The 21,258-nt window shown below is 74.6% G+C and carries 12 protein-coding genes; 2 read left to right on the top strand and 10 right to left on the bottom strand.

Going from position 1 to position 21,258, the window contains the following annotated elements:
• Nucleotides 1-46: 46 nt before the first annotated feature.
• The 10 genes from ACZ6S8_RS19080 to ACZ6S8_RS19035 all read right to left on the bottom strand — a co-directional run bounded on the left by ACZ6S8_RS19080 (nucleotide 47) and on the right by ACZ6S8_RS19035 (nucleotide 19,084).
• Complete coding sequence (locus tag ACZ6S8_RS19080; RefSeq protein ID WP_469457166.1) at nucleotides 47-1,522, bottom strand: condensation domain-containing protein; 1,476 nt, start codon at nucleotides 1,520-1,522, stop codon at nucleotides 47-49.
• Nucleotides 1,519-1,860 (bottom strand): acyl carrier protein, encoded by a 342-nt coding sequence (locus ACZ6S8_RS19075; protein WP_469457164.1) that lies wholly within the window; start codon nucleotides 1,858-1,860, stop codon nucleotides 1,519-1,521. The genes ACZ6S8_RS19080 and ACZ6S8_RS19075 overlap by 4 nt, the downstream gene beginning before the upstream one ends.
• Complete coding sequence (locus tag ACZ6S8_RS19070) at nucleotides 1,857-2,081, bottom strand: MbtH family protein (protein ID WP_469457162.1); 225 nt, start codon at nucleotides 2,079-2,081, stop codon at nucleotides 1,857-1,859. The genes ACZ6S8_RS19075 and ACZ6S8_RS19070 overlap by 4 nt, the downstream gene beginning before the upstream one ends.
• Nucleotides 2,078-5,185 (bottom strand): non-ribosomal peptide synthetase, encoded by a 3,108-nt coding sequence (locus ACZ6S8_RS19065; RefSeq protein WP_469457160.1) that lies wholly within the window; start codon nucleotides 5,183-5,185, stop codon nucleotides 2,078-2,080. Before ACZ6S8_RS19065 ends, ACZ6S8_RS19070 begins: the two co-directional genes overlap by 4 nt.
• Nucleotides 5,182-6,759 carry a class I adenylate-forming enzyme family protein gene (locus tag ACZ6S8_RS19060; protein WP_469457158.1) on the bottom strand — a complete coding sequence of 526 codons (1,578 nt, stop codon included), beginning with the start codon at nucleotides 6,757-6,759 and terminating at the stop codon, nucleotides 5,182-5,184. Before ACZ6S8_RS19060 ends, ACZ6S8_RS19065 begins: the two co-directional genes overlap by 4 nt.
• The gene (locus tag ACZ6S8_RS19055; RefSeq protein ID WP_469457156.1) at nucleotides 6,756-12,488 is read right to left on the bottom strand and encodes a non-ribosomal peptide synthetase/MFS transporter; all 5,733 of its coding nucleotides are present in this window, start codon (nucleotides 12,486-12,488) and stop codon (nucleotides 6,756-6,758) included. Before ACZ6S8_RS19055 ends, ACZ6S8_RS19060 begins: the two co-directional genes overlap by 4 nt.
• Nucleotides 12,485-15,742: an amino acid adenylation domain-containing protein gene (locus ACZ6S8_RS19050; RefSeq protein WP_469457153.1), complete on the bottom strand. Its 3,258-nt coding sequence runs from the start codon at nucleotides 15,740-15,742 to the stop codon at nucleotides 12,485-12,487. The genes ACZ6S8_RS19055 and ACZ6S8_RS19050 overlap by 4 nt, the downstream gene beginning before the upstream one ends.
• Before the next feature lie 630 nt (nucleotides 15,743-16,372).
• Nucleotides 16,373-16,669, bottom strand: a complete 297-nt coding sequence (locus ACZ6S8_RS19045) for a hypothetical protein (RefSeq protein WP_469457151.1) — start codon at nucleotides 16,667-16,669, stop codon at nucleotides 16,373-16,375.
• A 537-nt stretch (nucleotides 16,670-17,206) separates the two neighbouring features.
• Nucleotides 17,207-18,421 carry a DUF7927 domain-containing protein gene (locus tag ACZ6S8_RS19040; protein ID WP_469457149.1) on the bottom strand — a complete coding sequence of 405 codons (1,215 nt, stop codon included), beginning with the start codon at nucleotides 18,419-18,421 and terminating at the stop codon, nucleotides 17,207-17,209.
• A gap of 270 nt (nucleotides 18,422-18,691) precedes the next feature.
• The gene (locus tag ACZ6S8_RS19035; protein ID WP_469457147.1) at nucleotides 18,692-19,084 is read right to left on the bottom strand and encodes a hypothetical protein; all 393 of its coding nucleotides are present in this window, start codon (nucleotides 19,082-19,084) and stop codon (nucleotides 18,692-18,694) included.
• Between the two features lie 166 nt (nucleotides 19,085-19,250).
• Between ACZ6S8_RS19035 and ACZ6S8_RS19030 the strand changes: the two genes are divergently transcribed.
• Both ACZ6S8_RS19030 and ACZ6S8_RS19025 read left to right on the top strand, forming a co-directional pair.
• Nucleotides 19,251-20,450, top strand: coding sequence for a sensor histidine kinase (locus tag ACZ6S8_RS19030; RefSeq protein WP_469457145.1), 1,200 nt, complete (start codon nucleotides 19,251-19,253; stop codon nucleotides 20,448-20,450).
• Nucleotides 20,451-20,565: 115 nt separating this feature from the next.
• Entirely contained in the window at nucleotides 20,566-21,222 is a 657-nt protein-coding gene (locus ACZ6S8_RS19025) for a response regulator transcription factor (protein WP_469457143.1), read from the top strand.
• The last annotated feature ends 36 nt before the right edge of the window (nucleotides 21,223-21,258 follow it).

Raw genomic sequence — 21,258 nt, 5'->3', positions numbered from 1 at the left:
GACGTGGTGTCGGCGTGGGCGAGCGGCCGGGGTACGCACCCCCCGCTCACCGGCCGGCCTCCGGTCCCGCGAGGAGCCCCGCCAGCCCGGAGAGCGGCGGTGGGGCGCCGGCGGCGGACGCGACGACGACCTCCTCGATGCCCCGAAGGTGGGCGTGGATCGCGTCCGGCGGCAGGTAGGCGGTGTCGGCGGTGAGGGTGACGGTCAGCGCGGCCGCGTCACCGGTCACATGGAGGCAGTACCGGCAGGCCACCCGCTCCTGCGTCGCCGGGAAGTCCAGGACGGTGCGGCGGCGCAGCCCGGCGAGCTCCTGCGCGCCGGGGGCCGGGACGGACGCCGCCGCCCGGTCCACGAGGCGCATGTCGTTGAAGCAGCAGTACGGATGGACCTCGGTGCCCCGGTCACGGGCCGCCCGCTCCAGCAGTGCGTCCCAGCCGACCGGATCGTAGGCGGCGGCCCGGTACCCGGCCAGCGCGGCGGGCCACGCCCCGGCCAGCAGGTCCGTGAAGACCGCCTCCCCGGACGGGTCTTCGGGCAGCTCCAGGACGAACAGCGCATCCTGCGACAGGGTACTGACCAGGGTCCGCCGCTCCTCCGCCGCCCGGTTTCCCGCGATCGGCATGACCGCGGCGGCCCCGTGCCCCTGCCCGGCCGCGACCAGGGCCGCCGCCGCGGTCAGCAGCACCGTGGAGCCGCTCACCCCGTGGGCCGCCGCGACCGCGTCCACGGCACGCGGCAGGGCCGCCGACACCAGCCGGCCCGTCCAGAACCGGGGCCGCAGCGGCCGGGCCACCCGCTCCTCGAACATCGTCGGCGGTACCAGCGCCAGCCCGCGCTCCCAGTGCGCCAGCGCCGCCTCGCTCGCCCGCCGCCCGGCCGGACCGTGCTGGTGCCGGGCCAGGTCCAGCGGGGTCTGCGCACAGACCGGGCCGGCCGCACCACGACGCACCAGCAGCCGGAGGTCCCGTACGAGGACCTCCGCGGCGTGCCCGTCGGCCGCGAGATGGCACAGGGCCAGCACCGCGTGGGTGATCCGGCCGCCGCTGCGGACCGCACCCAGCCGCACCGGCCACTCCTGCGCATACCCGAACCGGCGTCCGGCCAGCTCCGCCAACAGCGCCGCGGCGGTCCTCCCGGCCCGTTCCGGATCGGGCTCGTCCCGGACGACGAGGTTCACCCGTCCTTCCGCGTGGAGCCGCTGCGCCGGTTCGCCGTCCGCGTCCACCACCCGCGTGCGCAGTGCCTCGTGCCGCGACAGCAGGGCGCCGAGCGCCGAACGCAGACGATCGGTGTCCACCGGTACGCCCCGGTCGGCCAGGGGCAGGACCCTGCCGAGATTGAAGTAGTGGTCGTTGGGGGCCGTCCTGCCGATCGCGTGCCAGATCGCGCGCTGGCCCCAGGTGAGCGGCGCCTCGCCCGACCGCCCGGCGGCGAAGGGGACCTCCAGGACCTCGTCCCCGGTCCGAGCGGCCCCGGGAGGAGCCTGCCGCCCGGGGGCCGCCCCCGTACCGACCGGGCTCACGGCGCGGACTCCGCCGCCACGGGCGCCGCCCCCAGCCGGACCAGACGCTCCGTCAGCCCGCGCAGATCCTCGGCGTACAGGCTCCGGTCGCCGAGGTCGACGAAGACGCCGTACGTGCCCTCCACGGCGTCGACCAGACGCAGCAGCGAGAGCGAGCCGACGCCGAGGTCCGTCAGCGGCGCGGTGGAGGCCAGGAGTTCCCGCACGCCCAGCAGCCCGTCGGTGGACCGCGATACGAGTGCGGCCAGCTCCCGGCGGAGCGGCTCCGTTGCGTTGTCGTCACCTCCCCGGGACGGTGCGCCGGGCGGTACGGGCCGGGCGCCTCCCGCCGTGCTCATCGGGTCTCCGCAGGACCGGCGCCGTGCCCGGCCGCCAGCCGGCGGCGCAGGCTGAGCGGACGGATGTCGGGCCAGACCCGGTCGACATGGGCGACGCACTCCTCCTCCGTCCCGGTGAAGCCCTCGGGCCGCCAGCCCTCGGGCAGCGGGGCGCCCTCCGGCCAGAGGGCGTGCTGCTCCTCGTCGTTGACGACGACGGCGTAACGGATCTCATTGCTCACTGCTGCTCCTCGTGCAGGGCGCGGACGATGTCGGCGATGTCGCGGGCGGTCGGTGTGTCGAAGAACGCGTCCAGCGGGACGACCACCCCGAGGCGCTGGTGGATCCGGGCGGCGATGGCCGTGATGATCAGGGAGTGGCCGCCCAGGTCGAAGAGGTCCTCGTCCGGGGTGAGGTCGTCGAGGTCCAGCACCTCGCGCCAGACCGCGAGCACGGCGGCGCCGACCTGGTCGAGCTCCTCGTCCCGCGACGGCGCCGCCACCGGTTGGGGGCGCAGGGACTCCGGCTCCGGCAGGGCGGCACGGTCCAGCTTCCCGTTGGGCGTCAGCGGGAAGGCGTCCAGGACCACGTACGCCCCCGGGAGCACGGCCTCGGGGAGGAGGCCGGCCAGGAAGGAGCGCAGCTCCTCCGGGTGCGGGGCCGCGCCGGCCGGGACGACGTACGCGATGAGGCGGCGGTCGGCCTCCGGCCCGTGCAGGACGGCCGCCGCCTGGGCGACGGCGGGGTGCCCGGCCAGCCGGGACTCGATCTCGCCCAGTTCGATCCGGTGGCCCCGCAGCTTCACCTGGCCGTCCGAGCGGCCGAGGAACTCCAGCGCCCCGCCGGGACCGCGCCGGACCAGGTCGCCGGTCCGGTACATGCGGCTGCCGGGCGGCCCGTACGGGTCGGGCAGGAACCGGGTCGCGGTCAGGCCGGGCCTGCCCCGGTAGCCGTGCGCCACCCCGGCGCCGCCCAGGTACAGCTCGCCGGAGATCCCGTACGGCACCGGCCTGGCGTCGCTGCCGAGGACGTAGGCGCGGGTGTTGGCGAGCGGCGACCCGAGGCCGACGGAGCCGTCGGGGGCCAGGGCGGGCTCGGCGAGGGTGGACCAGATGGTGGTCTCGGTGGGGCCGTACACGTTGACCAGCCGCCCGGTCGCGGCCGTCAGCCGGGCGGCCAGCCCGGCGGGCAGGGCCTCGCCCCCGGTGAGCGCGGTCGGGACGGGGGCGCGGGCTTCGAGGCCGGCGTCCAGGAGGAGATGCCAGCCGCTGGGTGTGGCCTGCACATGGGTGACGCCCTCCCGGCCGATCAGGTCGACCAGCGCCGGCCCGTCGCGGTGGGCGCCCTCGGGGACCAGGACGACGCGCCCCCCGGTCGTGAGGGGCAGCAGCAGTTCGACGGCGGAGATGTCGAACGACAGCGAGGTCAGGCCCAGCCAGCGGTCCTCAGGGCCGGAGCCGAGCTGCTCGGCGAGGCTGCCGAGGAGGTTGCCGAGGGCGGAGTGCGGCACCTCGACGCCCTTGGGGAGTCCGGTGGACCCCGAGGTGTAGAGCACGTAAGCGGGGAGGGAGGGGTCGGGCGTCGGGAGGGACGGCACGGCGGCGCCGGTCCTCGGGGCGAGGTCCGCCGGTGTCAGGTCGCCGGCTTCCCGAGCGGTGCGGGTGACACACAGCGTGCAGCCCGCGTCCGCGCGGACGAAGGCCAGCCGCTCCGCCGGGTAGCCGGGGTCGAGCGGCAGGTGGGCCGCCCCGGCGGCCAGCGTGCCGAGGACGGCGACGAGCTGGTCCAGGCCCCGCGGCAGCCCGATCCCGACGAGGGATCCGGGCCCGGCACCGTGCCGGACGAGCGCTGCCGCGGCGTGCGCGACCCGGCCGGCCAGCTCGGCGTACGTGATCCGCTCGCCGTCCGAGACGACGGCGACCGCGTCCGGGCGCTCCCGAACCTGGACGGCGAGCAGTGCGGGGACGGTGCGCGCGGTGAGCTCAGGACGCGGCTCGGGAGCGGCGAGCTGGACGCGCAGCTCGTCCTCGTCGAGCAGGGGCAGGTCGCCCAGCGGCGTCGTGGGGTCGGCGAGGGCCGCGTCGAGCAGCCGCGTCCAGTGGCCCACGATCCGGCGGACGGCGGCGGAGGTGAGGCACCCGCCGCCGTCCGCGTCGCCCGCCCCGGAAGCCCGGCCGAAGGGCGCCCCGGTCCGGAACTGGGCACTGCCGTGGACCTCGTCGCCGCTGTCCACGAGTTGCAGGTGCAGGAGGTTGCGGACGGCGCCGGGGAAGCCGATCCAGCGCACCCCGGCGGTCACCGCCCCGAAGTCCGGCGCGGGCGCCGCGGGCCGCCGCCGGTAACTCACCGACAGCGGGGTCAGCGCGGTCCGCGGGGTGAGGCCCAGGACGGCCTGCCCCAGGGGGACGGACCGGTGCGGGTACAGGGCCCGCAGCTCGCCCCGCACCGCGCGCACCCATTCCTCGAACGGCAGCCGGATCGGCGGGCCGTCGCCGACGGGACCGACGCTCAGGGGCAGTTCGTTGACGGCCACTCCGACGCCCACCGCAGCGCCGGGCGCCCGCAGGGACAGCTCCACCGCCGTCGCCGGCGCGGGGTCCCCGTACCGGACGAGCAGTGCCTGCCAGGCGGCCAGGAGCAGTTCGAAACGGGTGACGCCGAGCTTGCGGGAGGCCTCCGCGAGCGCGTCGCAGCGCCCGGAGTCGAGCCGGAAGGGCACCTCGGAGCCGGGCGCCGCCACCAGGCCCCCGTCCGCGGGCGGTGCGAGGCACGGCAGGACGGGCGAGCCCGGCGCGTACCCGCGCTCCGCCCAGTACGCGCGGGCGGCGGCGAGCGCCTCCGGCCCGGGTGCGTCCCCCGGAACCGCGGGCGCGGGCTGCAGGGGCTCACCCCGGTAGGCGGTGGCCAGATCGGAAACGAGCCGGTCCTTGGACTCGCCGTCGAGGACCAGGTGGTGGACGACGGCCAGCAGGACGTGCTGCTCGGGGCCGGTGCGGAACAGGGTGAAGCGGCAGAGGGGGCCGGTCCCTGAGTCGAACGGCGCCGCCAGCTCCCGGGCCAGGGCGGCGTCCAGTTCCCGCGGTGCGCAGTCCGCGCGCCGCAGGGCCGGTGCCTCGCAGGGGTGGACGGAGCCGTCCGGTCCGGGCCGGGTCGCCAGCGCCGGGTGGTGCGAGACCACCGCCCGGCAGGCCAGGTCGAGTGCCCCGGTGTCGAGCGGTCCGGCGAGGTCGAGGGTGACGGCCAGGTGGTAGGCGGCTCCGGTGTCGAGCGCGCGCTCGGTGAGCCAGATGCCGTGCTGGGCCGGGCTGAGCCGGGCCGGGCCGGGCCGGGTCGTGGGGTGGGTCATGGGGTGGCCTCGCGGGGGTCGGGGGTGAGGATCCGGCGCAGCTCCCGCTTGAGGACCTTGCCGCCCTCGTTGCGGGGGAGCGAGTCGAGGAAGACGATCGGGGCGGGGAGTTCGTGGGGGGACAGCAGGCCGAGCAGGAAGGCCCGCAGGGTGCTCGCGGTCAGCCGGTCGCGGTCACCGCCACTGCCCACCGGGTCCGTGCCGCGCGGCACCACGCCGGCGGCGACGACGCTCCCCAGGACGGGATGCGGGACACCGACCGCGGCGGCGTCCAGCACGTCCGGGTGGGCGTGCAGGGCGTTCTCGACCTGGAGCGTGGAGACCTTGTGGCCACCGGACTTGACGACGTCGCGCTCGCGGTCGACCAGATGGAGGAAACCGTCCTCGTCGACCCGACCGAGGTCGCCCATCCGGGTCCAGCCGCCGTGGAACACCTCCACGTCGCCGCCCCCCAGATAGGCGCGCGGGGCGGTGGGGGAGCGCAGCCAGAGCTCACCGGCCCCGCCGGGCGGCACCGGGCGTCCCGCATCGTCCGTGACGCGCAGATCGGCCAGCGATGCGGGCCGGCCCGGCGACTGCGGCCGGGCCGGGTCGAAGAGCAGCGTGACCTGGGCGGGGGCGGCCTCCGTCGACGTGTAGTAGTTGACGATCTGGGCCGGGGCGAACGCCCGGCTCAGATCGAGCGCGACCTGCTGCGGCAGTGCCGCCGCCGTCGACCCCACCAGGCGTACGGTGCCGAGGCCGCCGGCGTCGGCGGCCGCGGCCAAGGCCGGCGAGCCGAGGAGCTCGATCGCCATGGCGGGGACCACGAAGACGCTGCCGACGCCGTGCTCGGCGACCGCCCGCAGGAACCTTGCCGGAGTGAACTGCGGCGCGGTGACACAGGTCGCCTCTGCGTTCAGGGCGTTGACGAGCATGGTCTGGCCCGCGTTGCTGCCGACGGGGAAGGCGTGCAGAAAGGTACGGGAGTGGCGCAGCGGCCGGCGCCGCTCGTCGCGCGTGCAGCCGTGCACCAGGTTCGCGTGCGCCGCCACGACCCCCTTGGGCGCCCCGGTCGTGCCCGAGGTGTAGAGGATCTGGGCCGGGGCCGACGGGTCGGGCGCGGGCGGGCCGGGGAGGGCCGGGTGCCCGGACGCGTCGTCCTCGACGAGAGCCCGTACGCCCGGCGGGATCCCCGGTGGCAGCCCAGGACCCGCGGACACCAGGAAGCGTGCCCCCGCATCCGCGAAGACGTGCCGTGTGCCCGCCGGCGACGTCCGGTCGGAGAGCGGTACGGCGACGCCGCCGGCCCGCAGGACGGCGAGGAACGCCACCGCGTACTGCGTCCACGATTCCGTGCCGAACCACAGCACCACCCGGTCCCCGGCGGTCAGCCCGGCCTGCCGCAGCGCGCCGGCCAGGGCCCCGCTGCGGTCCTGCCACTCGGCGAAGCCCAGCCGGACCGGCCCGTTGACGATCGCCGTACGCTCCCCGTGCGCGGTGGCCCGGTGGGCGAGCAGTTCCGCCAGGGTTGCGGGCGGCGCCGGGACGGGCCCCGCCGGGCCGCGTCCGGCCCCGGGGCGGCGGCGGATCACGCGGCGCCCGCCTTCGCCCGCCGGTCCGCGGCGGCCCGGGCCCGCTCCCGCAGGCCGAGCAGGTCGTCCGGCTCCGCGTCGGGCACGTCGCGGTCGAAACGGGACAGCGACGGCAGCCGCAGGCCGAGGGCGACCAGCCCGGCCATCGCGAGCCCGAACAGCACGTACATCAGGGCGATGCCACGGCCGGGCCCGGTGCCGATGAGCGGCCCGAAGACCGGGGCGAGGGCGCCGCCCGGCTCCATCAGCGGGCCGAAGAAGGCGGAGCCGAGCGGGGCGACGATCCCGTGGCCCAGCGGCAGGGTGGACCAGGCGATCAGCGTGTTGAGGGCGAACACCCGCCCGTGGAACCGCTGCGGCACCTTCGTCTGGACGATCGTCGCGTAGATCCCGTTGACGAGGGCGAGGGCGAAGGACATCCCGAAGACCCCGAGGGCCACCACCCACAGGTTCGCGCGCAGTCCGGTGACGGCGCCCGCCAGGGCCAGGAGTCCGGCGAGGGCGAGCATGCCGCGCATCCGCTGCCGCCGCGGACCGCCCCAGAAGCCCATGGCCACCCCGCCCAGGAGGGCCCCGGCGCCGCCCGCGACCGCCACGCGGGCCGCTCCGCCGAGGTCGTCGAAGGCGAGGACCAGCGGGGTGGTGAGGAGGAAGAGCGGCGAGAGGAAGATGTTGAGCCCGGCGAACCACAGCAGCATGGAGCGGAAGCCGCGGCGCCGCCACGCGTGGGCGAAGCCGTTGCGGATCTCCGCGACGAGGGACTCGCGCCGGGTCCAGGGCAGCGTGCGCGGGAACCGGACCGCCAGCAGGACCCCGATGGCGAGCACGTAACTGATCACGTCGATGATGAGGATGCCCTGCAGGCCGATGGCCGCCATGAGGGCGACGGCTGCCAGCGGCACCACGAACTGTGCGGTGCCGAAGGCGAGTTGCACGATGCCGTTGGCGTGACCCAGATAGCGCTTGGGAACCAGTTGCGGCACGGCCGAGGAGTAGGCGAGCCGCTGGAAGGTCAGCGAGACGGACAGCACGCCGAGCAGGACGTACACCTCCCACGACCGCAGCTGGCCGGTCAGGAGCAGGACGAGCAGCCCGGCCTGCGTGGCCCCGGCCGCGATGTCGCCCGCGAGCATCACCGTGCGCCGGTCCATCCGGTCCACGAGCGCCCCCGCGAGCGGTCCGACGAGGATGCCGGGGAGCATGGCGACGACCGCGTACAGCGCGTAGCGGGCCATCGACCCGGTCTCCAGGAGGATCCAGATCGGCAGGGCGAACTCGGTGAGCGCGGACCCGATGATGGACGCGAGCTGACCGCCCGCCACCAGCAGGAACCGACCCATGCCGGGCTGAGGTCCCGCGTCCTTGTCCTGGTCCGTGTCTGCGTCCGGGTCCGCGTCCTTGTCGGCACCCGCACCCGCACCCGTACCCGCACCCGCCTCCACGCCCGCGTCCGTTCCGTCATCGGCTGCCGCAGCCGGACCGGGTTCACCCCCCGGGCCGGCGCCCACTGGTGCCGGCCGGCCGGCGGCGGGACCGGTCTCGCCGTGGAACCACCAGGAGTTCTCCGGGTCCGCCACCGGCAGTGCCGCGGTCGTGCCGTCCAGGACGGCACGGTGCACGCTCGTGACGGCCTCCGCGACCTCGGCCGCCCGGTAGGAGATGAAGAAGTGCCCGCCCTCGTCCAGCACGGCCACTGCCGAGCGTTCGGCCAGCAGCAGCCACTCGCGGTAGCGCTCCTGGTAGAAGTCGGCGGCCGGATCCCGGTCGCCGACCAGCGAGACCAGGGGCGCCCGCAGCCGCGGAGCCCCGTCGGCCACCTCCGCGATGACCCGGGTGAACCAGTCCTCCGCGGCCCGGGTGTCCCGGCGCATGTTGCCGATCACGAACCGCACCTGCTCCTCGTCGAGCTCGGACGTGTCGACGCCCATGCCGGTCAGCCAGTTGGCGTAGGTCCGGTCGCCGACCAGCGGTTCCAGCGAGGCGATCTTCCCGAGGGCCGTCAGCACCCGGCTGCGCGGCTTCGCGAAGGGGTACTGGGCGCCCGCGTACACGCCCTCCAGCTCGCGCCCGGACGCCTCCAGGGACCGTGCGACCGCGACCGCGAGCGCCGTGCCCACGGCGCAGTGGCCGTAGACCACGAGCGGGCCCTGCACCTGCTCCCGGACCTCCGCCGCGATACCGGCCGCGAGGTCGTCGAAGGAGAGCCGCTCCTCGGTCACACCGAGGTCGTGCCCGGGGATGGCGACGGCCCACAGCTCGGTGTCGGCCGGCAGCGCGTCGGCGACGGGCTGGTACACGACGGCGCTGCCGCCCCCGTACGGCACGCACACGAGGGTGAGCCGCCGCCGCTCGGCGGGGATCGCGCGGGTGAGCCGGTGCAGCAGGGACCGGGGCCCGCGCTCCCGCTCGTCCCGGTCGGCGACGGCGGCGAGCTCGCGGACGGTCCGCTGGGTGAACAGGTCCATCACGCTGATCGGCCGGGCCCCGGCCTCCGTCAGCCGTTTACGGGCCTTCGCCACGACCTGGGTAGCGAGGAGCGAATGACCGCCGAGATCGAAGAAGTCCTCGTCGGCGCCCACCCGCGGCAGCCCCAGGACCTCCGCCCAGATCTCGGCGAGCAGGACCTCGGCCGGCGTCTCCGGCTCGGCGGCCCCGGCCGCCCGGTGGACGGTCGGCGCCGGAAGGGCCCGCCGGTCCAGCTTGCCGTTCGGGGTGAGCGGCAGCGCGGGCACCACGGTGTACGCGGTCGGCACCTGATGGTCGGGCAGGCTCCGGCGCAGCGTGGCGCGCAGCGCCGACGGATCGGGCTCCTCGGCGCCCGCGGCGGCCACCAGGTAGCCCACGAGACGGCCACCGCCGGGCCGGTCCTCGTACAGGACGACCGCGGCATCGGCGATCCCCGGCTGCGCACGGAGCGCCGCCTCGGTCTCGCCGGGTTCGATCCGCAGCCCGCGCAGCTTGACCTGCTGGTCGATCCGGCCGAGGTGTTCGAGCATGCCGTCCGGGCGCCGCCGCGCCAGGTCCCCGGTCCGGTACAGCCGGGCTCCCGGCGGGCCGTACGGGTCGGGCACGAAGCGCGCGGCGGTCAGCCCCGGCCGCCGGTGGTAGCCCAGGGCCACGGCGGTCCCGCCGATGTGGAGCTCCCCGGGGGCGCCGGGCGGCACCGGGCGCAGCCGCTCGTCGAGCACGTACAGGCGCGTGTTGTCGACGGGGAGACCGATGGGCACGGTCTCCATCGGCCCCGTGCACTCCCAGGCCGAGACGTCCACCGCGGCCTCGGTCGGACCGTACAGATTGGCCAGGGACGAACCGGGCAGCCGGGAGACGAGCTCGCGGGCGGTGTCCGGAGGCAGTGCCTCGCCGCTGCACACCACGCGCCGCAGCCCCGTGCAGTCCTCCACGCCCTCCTCGGTCAGGAACGTGGTGAGCATGGTCGGCACGAAGTGGGCGACGGTCACGCCGGCGGACACGATGAGGTCGCGCAGGTAGCCGCTGTCCCGCTGTCCGCCGGGCTTGGCGAGAACGATCCGCGCCCCGGCGGCCAGTGGCCAGAAGAACTCCCAGACCGAGACGTCGAACCCGGTCGGGGTCTTCTGCAGGACCGCGTCGCCGGGACCGATGAGATACCGGTCCTGCATCCACTGGATGCGGTTGGCGATGCCCCGGTGGGTGTTGGGCACCCCCTTGGGGCGGCCGGTCGAGCCGGAGGTGTAGATGAGGTACGCGGTGTCCTGCGGCCGTGGACCGGCGGGCAGGTCGCGGGCGCGCGGCCACTCGGCGGGATCGTCGAGGAGCAGGACGCGGGCGCTGCAGCCGTCGGGGGTGGCGAGGCCGCGCTGCGTGAGCAGGATCCTGGCGTCGCTGTCGGCGAGGAGGAAGGCCAGGCGCTCGGCCGGATAGTCCGGTTCGAGCGGGGTGTACGCGGCTCCGGTGCGCAGCACCCCGAGGAGCCCGGCGACGAGCTCCGGCGAGCGCTCGGCGCTCACGGCGACCAGGTCGCCGGGGCCGACGCCCTCCGCGGCGAGCCGGCCGGCGATCCGGTCGGCCAGGTCCGCCAGAGCGCGGTAGGTCAGGGCGGGCCGGTCCTCGACGGCGACCGCGACGGCCTCCGGGGTCCGGGCGACCTGCCGGTCGAAGAGCGCGGTCAGGGTGGTGGCCGGCCGTTCGACGGCGGTGTCGTTGAACCGCTCCACCTCGAACGCCCGCTCCTCGTCCGTGAGGAGGCCGAGGTCGGAGAGGGGAAGGCCGGGGTCGTCGGCCACGGCGGCGAGCAGCCGTCCGAGGTGGGCCGCGAGCGCGGCGACGTCCTCCTCGGCGAACAGGTCCGTGTTGTAGTTGAAGGAGCCGTGCATCCCCTGCGGCCACTCCTGGAGGAACAGCTCGACGTCGAACCGGGTGCCGCTCGCCCGCACCCCGAACGGCACGACGTCGAAGGGAAGTTCAAGCTCGCCCCCGTCGCGCTGGACGGCGTAGTTCTGCACGGCGAGGACGGCCTGGAAGACCGGAGGCCGCGAGACGTCCCGGGGCACCTTGAGCTCGCTCACCAACTGGGCGAACGGCAGCTCCTGGTGGGCGTACGCGTCGAGGCAGGTCTCGCGCGTGCGGGCGATCAGCTCGGCGAAGGTCGGATCCCCGCCGAGCCGTGCCGGAAGCGCGAGCACGTTCACGAACATGCCGACCAGCGGCTCCAGTTCGGCCTCCGGACGGCCGGCGACCGGCGAGCCGACGGCAAAGTCGTGGCGCCCGGCGTACCGGGACAGCACGGCCTGGAACGCGGCCAGGAGCACCATGTGGAGGGTGGCGCCCTGCCGGTCGCCGAGGGCGGCCAGCCGGTCGAGCAGCGCCCGGTCCACGGCGAAGGCGTAGCCGGCGCCCTCGAACGTCTGCCGGGGCGGCCGCGGCCGCGAGAACGACAGCTCCAGAGGCTCGATCCCGGCGAGCTCGCGCCCCCAGTGCGCGAGTTCCCCGGCCAGCCGCTCACCGCTCAGCCGCTCGCGCTGCCACAGGGCGAAGTCGCCGTACTGCACCGGGAGCTCCGGCAGCGGGTCCGGCGCGCCGGCCACCCGGGCCGCGTAGCTCCGCAGGACCTCCCCGAGGAGCACCTCGCTGGACCAGCCGTCGCTCACGCTGTGGTGGACGAGCAGCAGGAGGACGTGGTCGTCGTCGGCGAGCCGCACCAGCAGGGCCCGCAGCAGCGGCCCCTCCTCCAGATCGAACGGGACCGCGGCGGCTTCGTCCACGATCCCCTCGGCGGCGGCCTCGTCGGCCGCCTCCACCACGGCGAACGCCGCCGGTCCCGGCGGATCGACCACGAGCAGCGGACGCCCGTCCTCGGTCGCCGGATAGCGCGAACGCAGCGTCTCGTGGCGGGCCACGCTCGCGTCGAGCGCGGCCCGCAGGACCTCGGCGTCCAGCGCGCCGCGCAGGCGCCGCACGACGGGGATGTTGTACGCGGAGGTCCCGGGCGCGAACTGCTCCATGAACCACAGGCGTTCCTGGGCGAAGGAGAGCGGAACGGGCGTTCCGGGGGCCCGGCGCGGGATGACGGCCGACCGCTTCGCCCGCGACGCCAGCCGCCGCCGAAGCAGCTCCCGCTTGGCGCCGGACAGGGCGGGCGCGGCAGCGCCGGCGGCCGTCGGAGGAAGGGTGCCGGAGGTGGGGGACGACCCGGGCGGGGGCCCGGCCTCCGGGGCCGGGTCGGCCGCAGTCGTGGTGTCGGTGCTGCTCATGACGTCGGTCGGTTTCCTTCCAGGGCGTCCTGCGAGGCCAGGAGTTCGGCGACGTCGGCCTCGGACAGGACGTCGATCTCGGCGGCCAGGGCGGCTTCGACGGCCTCGGCGAAGGCGGCCACCGTGCGGTGGGTGAACAGGGCGCGGAGCGGTACGGCCACGTCGATGGCGGCGCGGACGCGGGCGATGACCCGGGTGGCGAGGAGTGAGTGCCCGCCCAGGGCGAAGAAATCGTCGTGCGCACCGATCCCGTCGACCCCGAGCACCTCGCACCAGACCTCGGCGACGAGCTCCTCGCCCTCCGTGCGCGGCGGCTCGAACGGAGCCCGCGCCGCGGCCGGGACGTCGGGGGCCGGCAGCGCGGCACGGTCGAGCTTGCCGTTCGGGGTGAGCGGCAGCGCGTCCAGCAGGACGAAGGCATGGGGGACCGCGTGCGGCGGCAGGACGGCGGCGAGATCGCCGCGCAGGGAGACCGGGCCCGGAGCGGGACCGTCCGGCGCGGGGACCACGTACGCGACGAGGACGTCCCCGCGCACGGTCACCGCCGCCCGCCCGACACCCGGCAGCGCGAGGAGCGCGGCCTCCACTTCCCCGGGCTCCACCCGGTAGCCGCGCACCTTGACCTGGTCGTCGATGCGCCCCAGGAACTCCAGCGCCCCGTCGGACCGGTGCCGCACGAGGTCGCCGGTCCGGTAGCGGCGGGCGCCGGGCGGCCCGTCGGGGTCGGGGACGAACGCACGGGCGGTCGCGCCGGGCCTGCCCAGATAGCCGTCGGCCACCCCCGCACCGCCGATGACGAGCTCACCCGGGGTGCCGGGGGGCACCCGGCCGCCGTGCCGGTCGAGGACCGCGACGGTGGTCGCGCCGATCGGCCGCCCGATCGGGGGACGGGTGACACCGTCCTGGTCGCCGAGGTCCGCCGTGGTCGCGATGATCGTCGTCTCGGTGGGCCCGTACGAGTTGACCAGCCGCACCCGGTCGCCGAACCGCCCCCTCCAGGCGGCCACGGCGTGCGGCTGGACCTGGTCGGCGCCCAGGACGAGCAGGCGCAGCCGGTCCGGCCAGGGCGTCTCGTCGAGGTCGGCGACGAGGTGGTGCCAGTACGGCGTCGGCAGGTCGAGCACGGTGACACCCGCGGAGTACGGCTCGGCCAGCTGGTCGGGCAGGGCGGCGCCGGGCCGCGCGGTGACGAGCACGGCGCCCGCGGCCAGCGCCGGGAACAGCTCCTCGGCACTGGTGTCGAAGGAGAGCGTCGCGTACTGCAGTACCCGGTCCTCGGGGGTGAGGCCGTAGCCCTCGCGCATCCACGCGACCCTCGCGGCGAGCGCCCGGTGCGGCACCAGCACGCCCTTCGGAGTCCCCGTCGACCCGGACGTGTAGATGAGGTAGGCCGGGTCCTCGGGCCCGGCCCCCGCAGACGGCTCCGGCGGGGTCCCGGGCACCGGCTCCGCCGGGCCGGGCACCGGCGACAGGAGCCGGAGCCCGGCGGGCAGCTCGGCGGGGAAGCCGTCGGGCCGCGTCCCGTCGGGGGTGACGAGGAGCGGGGCACCGCTGTCCCGCAGCATGAAGTCGAGCCGGGAGGCGGGGTACGAGGGGTCGAGCGGGAGGTAGCCCGCGCCGAGCCGCCACGCCGCGAGCATGGCGACGACGGCCCCCGGTCCCCGGGGAAGGCACAGCGCGACCAGGTCGCCGCGGGTGACGCCGTGCGCGGCCATCCGGGCGGCGAGCCTTCGGGAGGCGTCGGCGAGGGCGCCGCGCGTGAGGCTCTCGTCGGGCCCGAGGACGGCGAGGGCGCCGGGCGCCTCGGCCGCCGCCGTGTCGATGGCGCGGAGCACGGTCGAGGGCGCGGGACCGGCGAGGTCCGGCCCTCGGGATCCGTCCGCGAGGAACCGGAGCTGGTCCGCGTCGAGGAGCGGCAGCTGGTGAACCGGTGTCTGAGGGGATGCCAGCGCGGCTCGCAGGAACATCTCGAAGCGGGACGCGAACGCGGCGGCGGTGCTCGCGTGCAGCAGGTCGGTGCGGTAGCCGAAGACGGCGTGCAGATCGTCCCCCTCGGGCCGGATGTCCAGACCGAGTTCGAATTTGGCGGCGGTGTGCCCGCCGTCGGTCTCGGTGCCCTGCAGATCGGCGAAGTCCTGCTCCCCGAGCGCACCGCCCCCGTGCGTGTGGACCGCCAGCAGCGTCTGGAAGACGGGCGTGCGCCCCGTGTCCCGCTCGGGCCGCAGCGCCTCCGTGAGCCGCTCGAAGGGGACGCGCCGGTGGGTGAGCGCGCGCATCCAGTCCGAGCGGGTCCTGCGCAGCACCTCCGTGAAGGTGGGGACTCCGGCGAAGCCGGCCCGCAGCACGAGGGCGGAGGAGTAGTAGCCGATCGTCCGCTCGCTCTCCACGGTGTCCCGCGCGGCGGTGGGGACGCCCACGCAGAAGTCGTCCTGCCCGGTGCTCCGGTGCAGCACACTCATGTACGCGGTGGCCAGCACCATGAACGGCGTGACGCGGTGGGCGCGCGCGAAACTGTCCAGCGCGGGCCCGATCCCGCCCAGCACCCTGGTGTGGTAGCCGCCGCGACTGCTCGGCACGGCCGGCCGGGGCAGGTCGATCGGCAGCTCCAACGCGGGCGCACCGGCCAGGTGCTCACGCCAGTACGCCAGTGCGGCGGCGGCTTCGGGACCTTCGAGCCAGGCACGTTCGGCGGCGGCGTGCGCCCGATAGGAGGGCACGGGGGAGAGGGCCGGGTCGCGCCCCTCCTTGAAGGCCGCGTAGTGGTCGGCGAGTTCGGACCGGAGCAGCCCGAGCGACCAGCCGTCCGCGACGATGTGGTGGAGGACGAGGCACAGCAGGTGCTCCTCCTCGCCGGTCCGCAGCAGCGCCGCCCGGACCAGCGGTCCGGCGCCGAGGTCGAAGCCCCCGTTGACGAGCGGGCCCAGCACCTCGGCGAGCTCCCGCGCACCGCGGCCGCGCAGATCGCGCCGGTCGAGGCGGACGGTCGCGCCGTCGTCGACGACCGCCGACGGCCGCCCGTCCGCGGCGGGAAACCGCGTGCGCAGGGCCTCGTGCCGGGCGACGACACCGTCGAGGGCCCGTCCCAGCACCGCGGCATCGAGCGAACCGCGCAGCCGCAGGACGTACGGGATGTTGTACGCCGGGTCACCAGGCTCCAACTGGTCGAGGAACCAGAGCCGTTCCTGTCCCACGGACAGCACCCCGGGGTCCTCTCCCACGCCGTCGGCCGGCGGCTCGGCTCCCGAGGTCACCATATGAGAGCTCCTGTTCGATGTGCGGGCACGTGGCTCCTGAGGGCGTCGTGCGGAGGGGAACCGGGCATACCCAGACGAACGGTTCCGGACATGGAGGCAGGCGTGCCCGAGGGTCCGAATGGCCTCGCGGAGCGACCGCCCCGACGGCACCGATGCTAGGGAGCAGCCCAACCCGAGGTCAATGGTCTGGACCATCTGATCGCATCGGACCGGCCCACGAATCCACGGTCATCGCAGCTGAGAACCCCGGAGCCCCGGAACCTCACCGCCCGCCCGCCCGCCGTCCCGGCACCGCAGGTCCCCCCGACCGCCGCCCGCCCGGGACTCACTCGCGTGCCCTTCGGCCGTCACGGACCCGGCGGGACAACGGCGTTCCCCACTCGAACCGTGGCCGGATCCGCGCCCCGCCACCGCGCTGGCTGCGGGCCGGAGCCCCTCGGTGGGACTCCTTCGCCCATGATGCTGCCGACGTAGTCGTAGGTCTGGCCGCCGGAGGCCATGACGTCGCAGAGAGGGAACGCAGGGAGCGGCCCCGGCGCCCGCTCCCTGGAGGGCCGGGGCGGGCCGAATGGCACGCCGCGACCGGGGCGTTGCGGCGGGCGCCGCGGGCAGGAGTACGTGGGGACTGGATCAGGAAGCGCTGCTGCGGCGGGCGCGGAAGTGCCGGACGCCCTTGGCGACGTAGCCGGCGGTCAGGAGCGCGAAGCCGGTGGCGGCGAGCCAGAACCAGTCTTCCGCATGCGTGAGGGTCAGGAACAGGCCGCTCATGAGGATCAGGGTGGCGACAGTATCGAGTAGTTCGAGACGCGCCTGGGAGCGCAGCACCGGGTCGGGTCCGCGGAGCCGGCGGACGATGGGGACGAGGCCAAGAGCTTGCAGAACGGCTGGACCGAGAACGATCCAGACGTACCAGTCGGGTATCTCCACGGCGCGCACTGTACTGCCCGACCACCTCGACGTCATGTGCGGGGCTGGCTGCCGTCGAATCCGTGGTCCGGGGGCGTTCCGAGCGTCGGCGCCGGGGGTTCGCCGAACGGTCCGGCCCCGGCCGGCGAGGCCGGCGTGCCTCCTTGGCGACTGCCGTGTCAGCCCCCGCGCGGCACGGACGACAACAGGGCCGTCTCGCCCACGAGAGAGTGGGGAAGACGGCCCTGACTGCCCGGTTCCTCGCGCTGTCGCCCACCGGCTGGTCGGCGATGGCCGCGATGGTGCAGAGCATGGTGCGTTCAACCGGTCACGTGCGGCTCGGTCTCTGCCTGTGGAGATCGCTGTCCTTCACGGACCGCTGTGTCGGTGAACCGCAGTGTGTGACGGTCAGGAGGGGGAGACGTCCTGCTTCCGCATGTCGTCGTCGTGGCCGCGGCCGGGCTCGTCGCCGTGGTGGTGGCCGGGCTTGCCGTGGCCGGGCTTGTCGCAGTCCTCGGCCTTGACCTTGATGGTGACGGTGCAGGCGCGGGAGGTGGTTCAGGTGCCGCCCGGCGCGGTGGGGGCGGCGACGTTGACCAGCCGGTGGTCGCCGGTGTCGGGGGTGTTGACCTTCACCCTGTAGGTGACGGTCGCGGTGGCGCCGGTCGCGAGGGTGCCGGTCCAGGCGAGGTTGTCGCCGGTGACGGTCGCGGTGCCGGTGGTGGAGGTGACCGAGCCGGGGACGAGGGTGGCGTCGTCCAGGACACCGCTCAGGTCGTCGGTGAAGTCGCCGCTCGCGGCCGTGGTGCCGGTGTTGCGGACGGTGACCCGGTAGGTGATGGTGTCGCCCTCCCTGACGGTTCTGGCCGGCGTGGCCGTCTTGGAGATCGTGTAGGCGGGCGTGACGCAGGTGCCGGCGTCCTGGGTGGAGGTGGCGCCGTAGAAGCCGAGGCCGGTCGCCTCGACGGTCGTGACCGGCAGCGCCGCGGTCGAAGCGGTGGTGGGCAGGCTGTTCAGCAGGTTGATGTCGCCGTTGGAGGCGAACGAGTAGACGGTCCCGGCGGACTTGGCCGCACCGAAGGTCTGGGGGGCCGTGCCGATCTGGATGATGCTGTTGTCGGGGCGGATACGGAAGACCGTGGACGGACCCGCGGCGTCCGGGGCGCCGAAGGCCAGGACGTCGCCGTCGTCCAGGGTGATGAAGTCACCCGCCGAGACGATGCCGGCAGGGAAGGAGACCGGGAACAGGGTGGAGACGCCCGTGGCGGGGTCGATCAGGAAGATCTGGCTCGTGCTGAACGAACCGGCGAGGAGCGTTCCGTCCGCGCGGGCGGTCAGGCCGTTGACTGCAGGCGTCGGGGTGACCGCGGCGAGTGGTCCGGTGATCGGCGTGCTCGCCGTCTCCGCACCGGTGACCGGATCGATGGTGTACAGCGTGGTCGAACCGGCTGCTCCGGGGAAGTCGACCCCGTACAGGGTCGATCCGTTCGGGCTGAACGCGATGTCACCGTAGTCGCGGACGAGCGGAGCGGTGCTGAGCGTGGTGCCCGTGGTGTCGTACTGGATGAGGTTCCGGGCGGCTCCGCCGGTGTTGGCCCACAGCGTCGTGGGCGGGCATACCGCGCGCGCCTTGGAGGCGTCCGTACCGGTGGAGGCCGAAGCCCCGCCCCCGTCGGCCTGCGCGAGCCCCGCGGGACCCGTGGCGGCCAGGACGAGGCCGATCGCCGCACTCGTCAGCACCCGTCGCAGGACGGGCCGGCGGTAGTTCACCATGGAGTCTCCTTGCTTCTTCCGTCTCCCGCAGGATCACGGATCGCGCCCGTCCGCCGGCCTGGAAGCCGCGACGGCGGTATCGGTTCACCGGACTCGGTCCGGATGCATGTCACGATGCCCACAGGACTGCGGCGCCGCCACGCGGGGGAGGCGCAATCCCTCCTTCCGTGGCATGGGTGCCACCCGGACAGACCGCTGACCGATCCTCGGCCCGTCCCCGGCTATCAGGTGCGGCATTCGGCAGTGACGACGAGTGGACGGTGTTCCGGGTTACTTCTCCTGCAGGTTGACGGTGCAGGAAACGTCGCCCTTGGCGTCCGGCTGGTCAGAACTCTTCCGGAGATTGCCGTCGACGTAGATGCGGCAGGCCGTGCCGGGCGGCGCGTGGAGGACGGCGACGCCGTTGAAGCCGAAGCCGACGTTCTGGGAGACCTGCCACGGCAGAGCCTCGCCCGGGGCCTTCGTCTGCTTGTTCTTTCCGGAGAAGTTGTATGCGATGTCGGCCTGTCCGGTCCCTGTCACTTCCATCTTCACGTCCCAGTTCTCGCCGAAGAGGCCGCACCCGGTCAGCGTCGTGGCGGCGAGCAGCGTCGCGGCGCTCGCGAGCAGCGTGCGGCGGGCCGCGCGGTGCGCGAGGGGGAAGCGGGGAGCAGCGGAATTCACGAGGTCTCCAGACGTTCTGTGGGTGCGTGCGCCGACCATTCTGTGCGGTCGTTCGCGCCCCTCACAGCGGTCCAAAGAACGCATTCTCAGCGACCGCCTCCACCAAAAGTACGCACCCGTCTTCCCGCCTTCGTTGCTCTGACCAGGGGCGTCTATCCTCATCGCCATGCCGCCCCCGCTCCGCCTCCCGCCCCCGCTCCGACTCCCCCTCCCGGCCGCCCTCACCTCTCCCGAGCTCGCGGCCGGCCTCCTCACCGTCCTCCTCCTGGTGGTCGATGCGGGTGTGGTCAGCAGGACCGGGCTCGGACTGGCCGTCGTGGCCTGTGGGGTACTCGTCTGCTGCGCGGCGGCCGTCGTGTCCCGCAGCCTTCGCCGCGGCCGGCACGGTACGGCCTGCGTCTTCACCGCAGGCGCGTCCGCCCTCTCGCTGCTGGTGACGTCGATGGTGCAGGAGTCCGTACTGCAGCGGACCCCCGGCTGGGCCGAGCTGGCCGGGCTGCTCCTCCTGATGTGCGTGACCTGCCGGTACAGCCGCGGACTGCCGCTGGTGCTCTCCGCGGCCGCGCTCCTTGCCGCGACGACGCGGCTGGGCCAGCGGGCACCCGGGCTCTCGGACGTGCCGTTGCTCAGTCCCCTGGACGGGTTCCTCACCCTGCTGCCGGCAGCGTTCGCCCTGCTGGGCGTGTATCTGCGCGCCGAGGACCGCCGACGCCGCTCGACGGCAGAGCAGGTGCGACAGGCCGAACGGCTGGAGCTGGCGCGCGATTTGCACGACCATGTCGCCCATCACGTCACGGCCATCATCGTGCAGGCCCAGGCGGGCGAACACATCGCGGAACGGGATGCCGCCACCGCCCGGCTGCTGTTCTCCGACATCGAGCGGACCGGCCAGGACGGGCTCGTGGCCATGAGCCGTATGGTGCGGCTGCTGCGCGACCCCGGCACCCGCGAGCAAGCCGCGCCGCCCACGCCGGCACTGACCAGGGTCGGCGATCTGGTACGCCGTGCCGACACACCGGAACAGCGCACGTGGCTGACCGTTTCCGAGGAAGTCGACAGCACCACGTGGTCGCCGCAACTGGCCAAGTCGGTCGAGAGGCTGGTGCAGGAGGGCTTGACCAACGTCCGCAAGCACGCGCGCGGCGCCACCTCCGTGCACGTCCTGCTGGGGAGCGAAGGGGACCGCGTCGTCATACGGGTACGGGACAACGCGACCGGAGGTCACCGCGCGCGCCCGCGCTTCCGACCCAGTGGCTTCGGCCTGATCGGGCTGACCGAACGGCTCACCGAACTGGGCGGCGAGCTCGACTGCGGCCCCATGCCCGAGGGCGGCTGGGAGCTGGCCGCCTCGATACCCCTGAAGTAGCCGGCGGCGGCCGCCGTCACCCGACGAGGGCGGCTGTGCCAACCTGGAGTTCCTGCCTCCCGGCAGCCGTGCGTCGTCGGGATTCGACCGGCCCGAGCCCGAGGAGCACCCAGCCGTGACCGTCACCGTCGTGATCGCCGACGACCAGGAGATGGTACGGACCGGATTCCGGCTGATCCTGGAGAGCCACGAGGGCATATCCGTGGTCGGGGAGGCGTCCAACGGGGTCGACGCCGTCGAGGCCGTACGACGGCTCGCCCCCGATGTGTGCCTCATGGACATCCGGATGCCGGGTCTCGACGGCCTCGAGGCAACGAGACTGCTGCGGACCGGCCCTCATGCCGCGGCGTCCCGGACGAGGATCGTCATCGTCACGACCTTCGACCTGGACGAATACGCCTACCAGGCGCTGCGTGCCGGGGCCAACGGCTTCATCGTCAAGAACTCGGGCTCGCGCCTGCTCGTGGAAGCGGTGCGCGCGGCGGCCCAGGGGGAGTCGCTCATCTCACCGTCCACCACGGTGCGGCTGCTGAGCCACTTCAACAGGCTTCCGGCCCAGCGGAATACGACACAGCTCCAGCGCCTCACACCGCAGGAGCTGAAGGTCGCCACCCTCGTCGCGCGCGGGCGCACCAACAACGAGATCGCCACCGAGCTGAGTCTGGCCGTCAGCACCATCAAGAGTCACCTGAGCCGGATCCAGGAGAGGCTCCCGGCCCGCAACCGTGTGGAGATCGCGGCTTGGGCCTGGGAGCACGGCCTCGTGTCCTGAGCCCGGCGGACCGTGTGCGGCGCGTCCCGCCGAACG

The sequence above is a fragment of the Streptomyces sp. NPDC048461 genome (genome assembly GCF_055587105.1).
Note: the sequence above shows the minus strand (reverse complement) of the source record. Positions and strands in the feature narration are given on the sequence as shown.

Coding starts and splice junctions, on each gene's coding strand:
- ACZ6S8_RS19075 (WP_469457164.1), bottom strand. CDS start 1,860: ATGAGCACGGCGGGAGGCGCCCGGCCCGTACCGCCCGGCGCACCGTCC.
- ACZ6S8_RS19040 (WP_469457149.1), bottom strand. CDS start 18,421: ATGGTGAACTACCGCCGGCCCGTCCTGCGACGGGTGCTGACGAGTGCG.
- ACZ6S8_RS19030 (WP_469457145.1), top strand. CDS start 19,251: ATGCCGCCCCCGCTCCGCCTCCCGCCCCCGCTCCGACTCCCCCTCCCG.
- ACZ6S8_RS19065 (WP_469457160.1), bottom strand. CDS start 5,185: ATGACCCACCCCACGACCCGGCCCGGCCCGGCCCGGCTCAGCCCGGCC.
- ACZ6S8_RS19050 (WP_469457153.1), bottom strand. CDS start 15,742: ATGGTGACCTCGGGAGCCGAGCCGCCGGCCGACGGCGTGGGAGAGGAC.
- ACZ6S8_RS19055 (WP_469457156.1), bottom strand. CDS start 12,488: ATGAGCAGCACCGACACCACGACTGCGGCCGACCCGGCCCCGGAGGCC.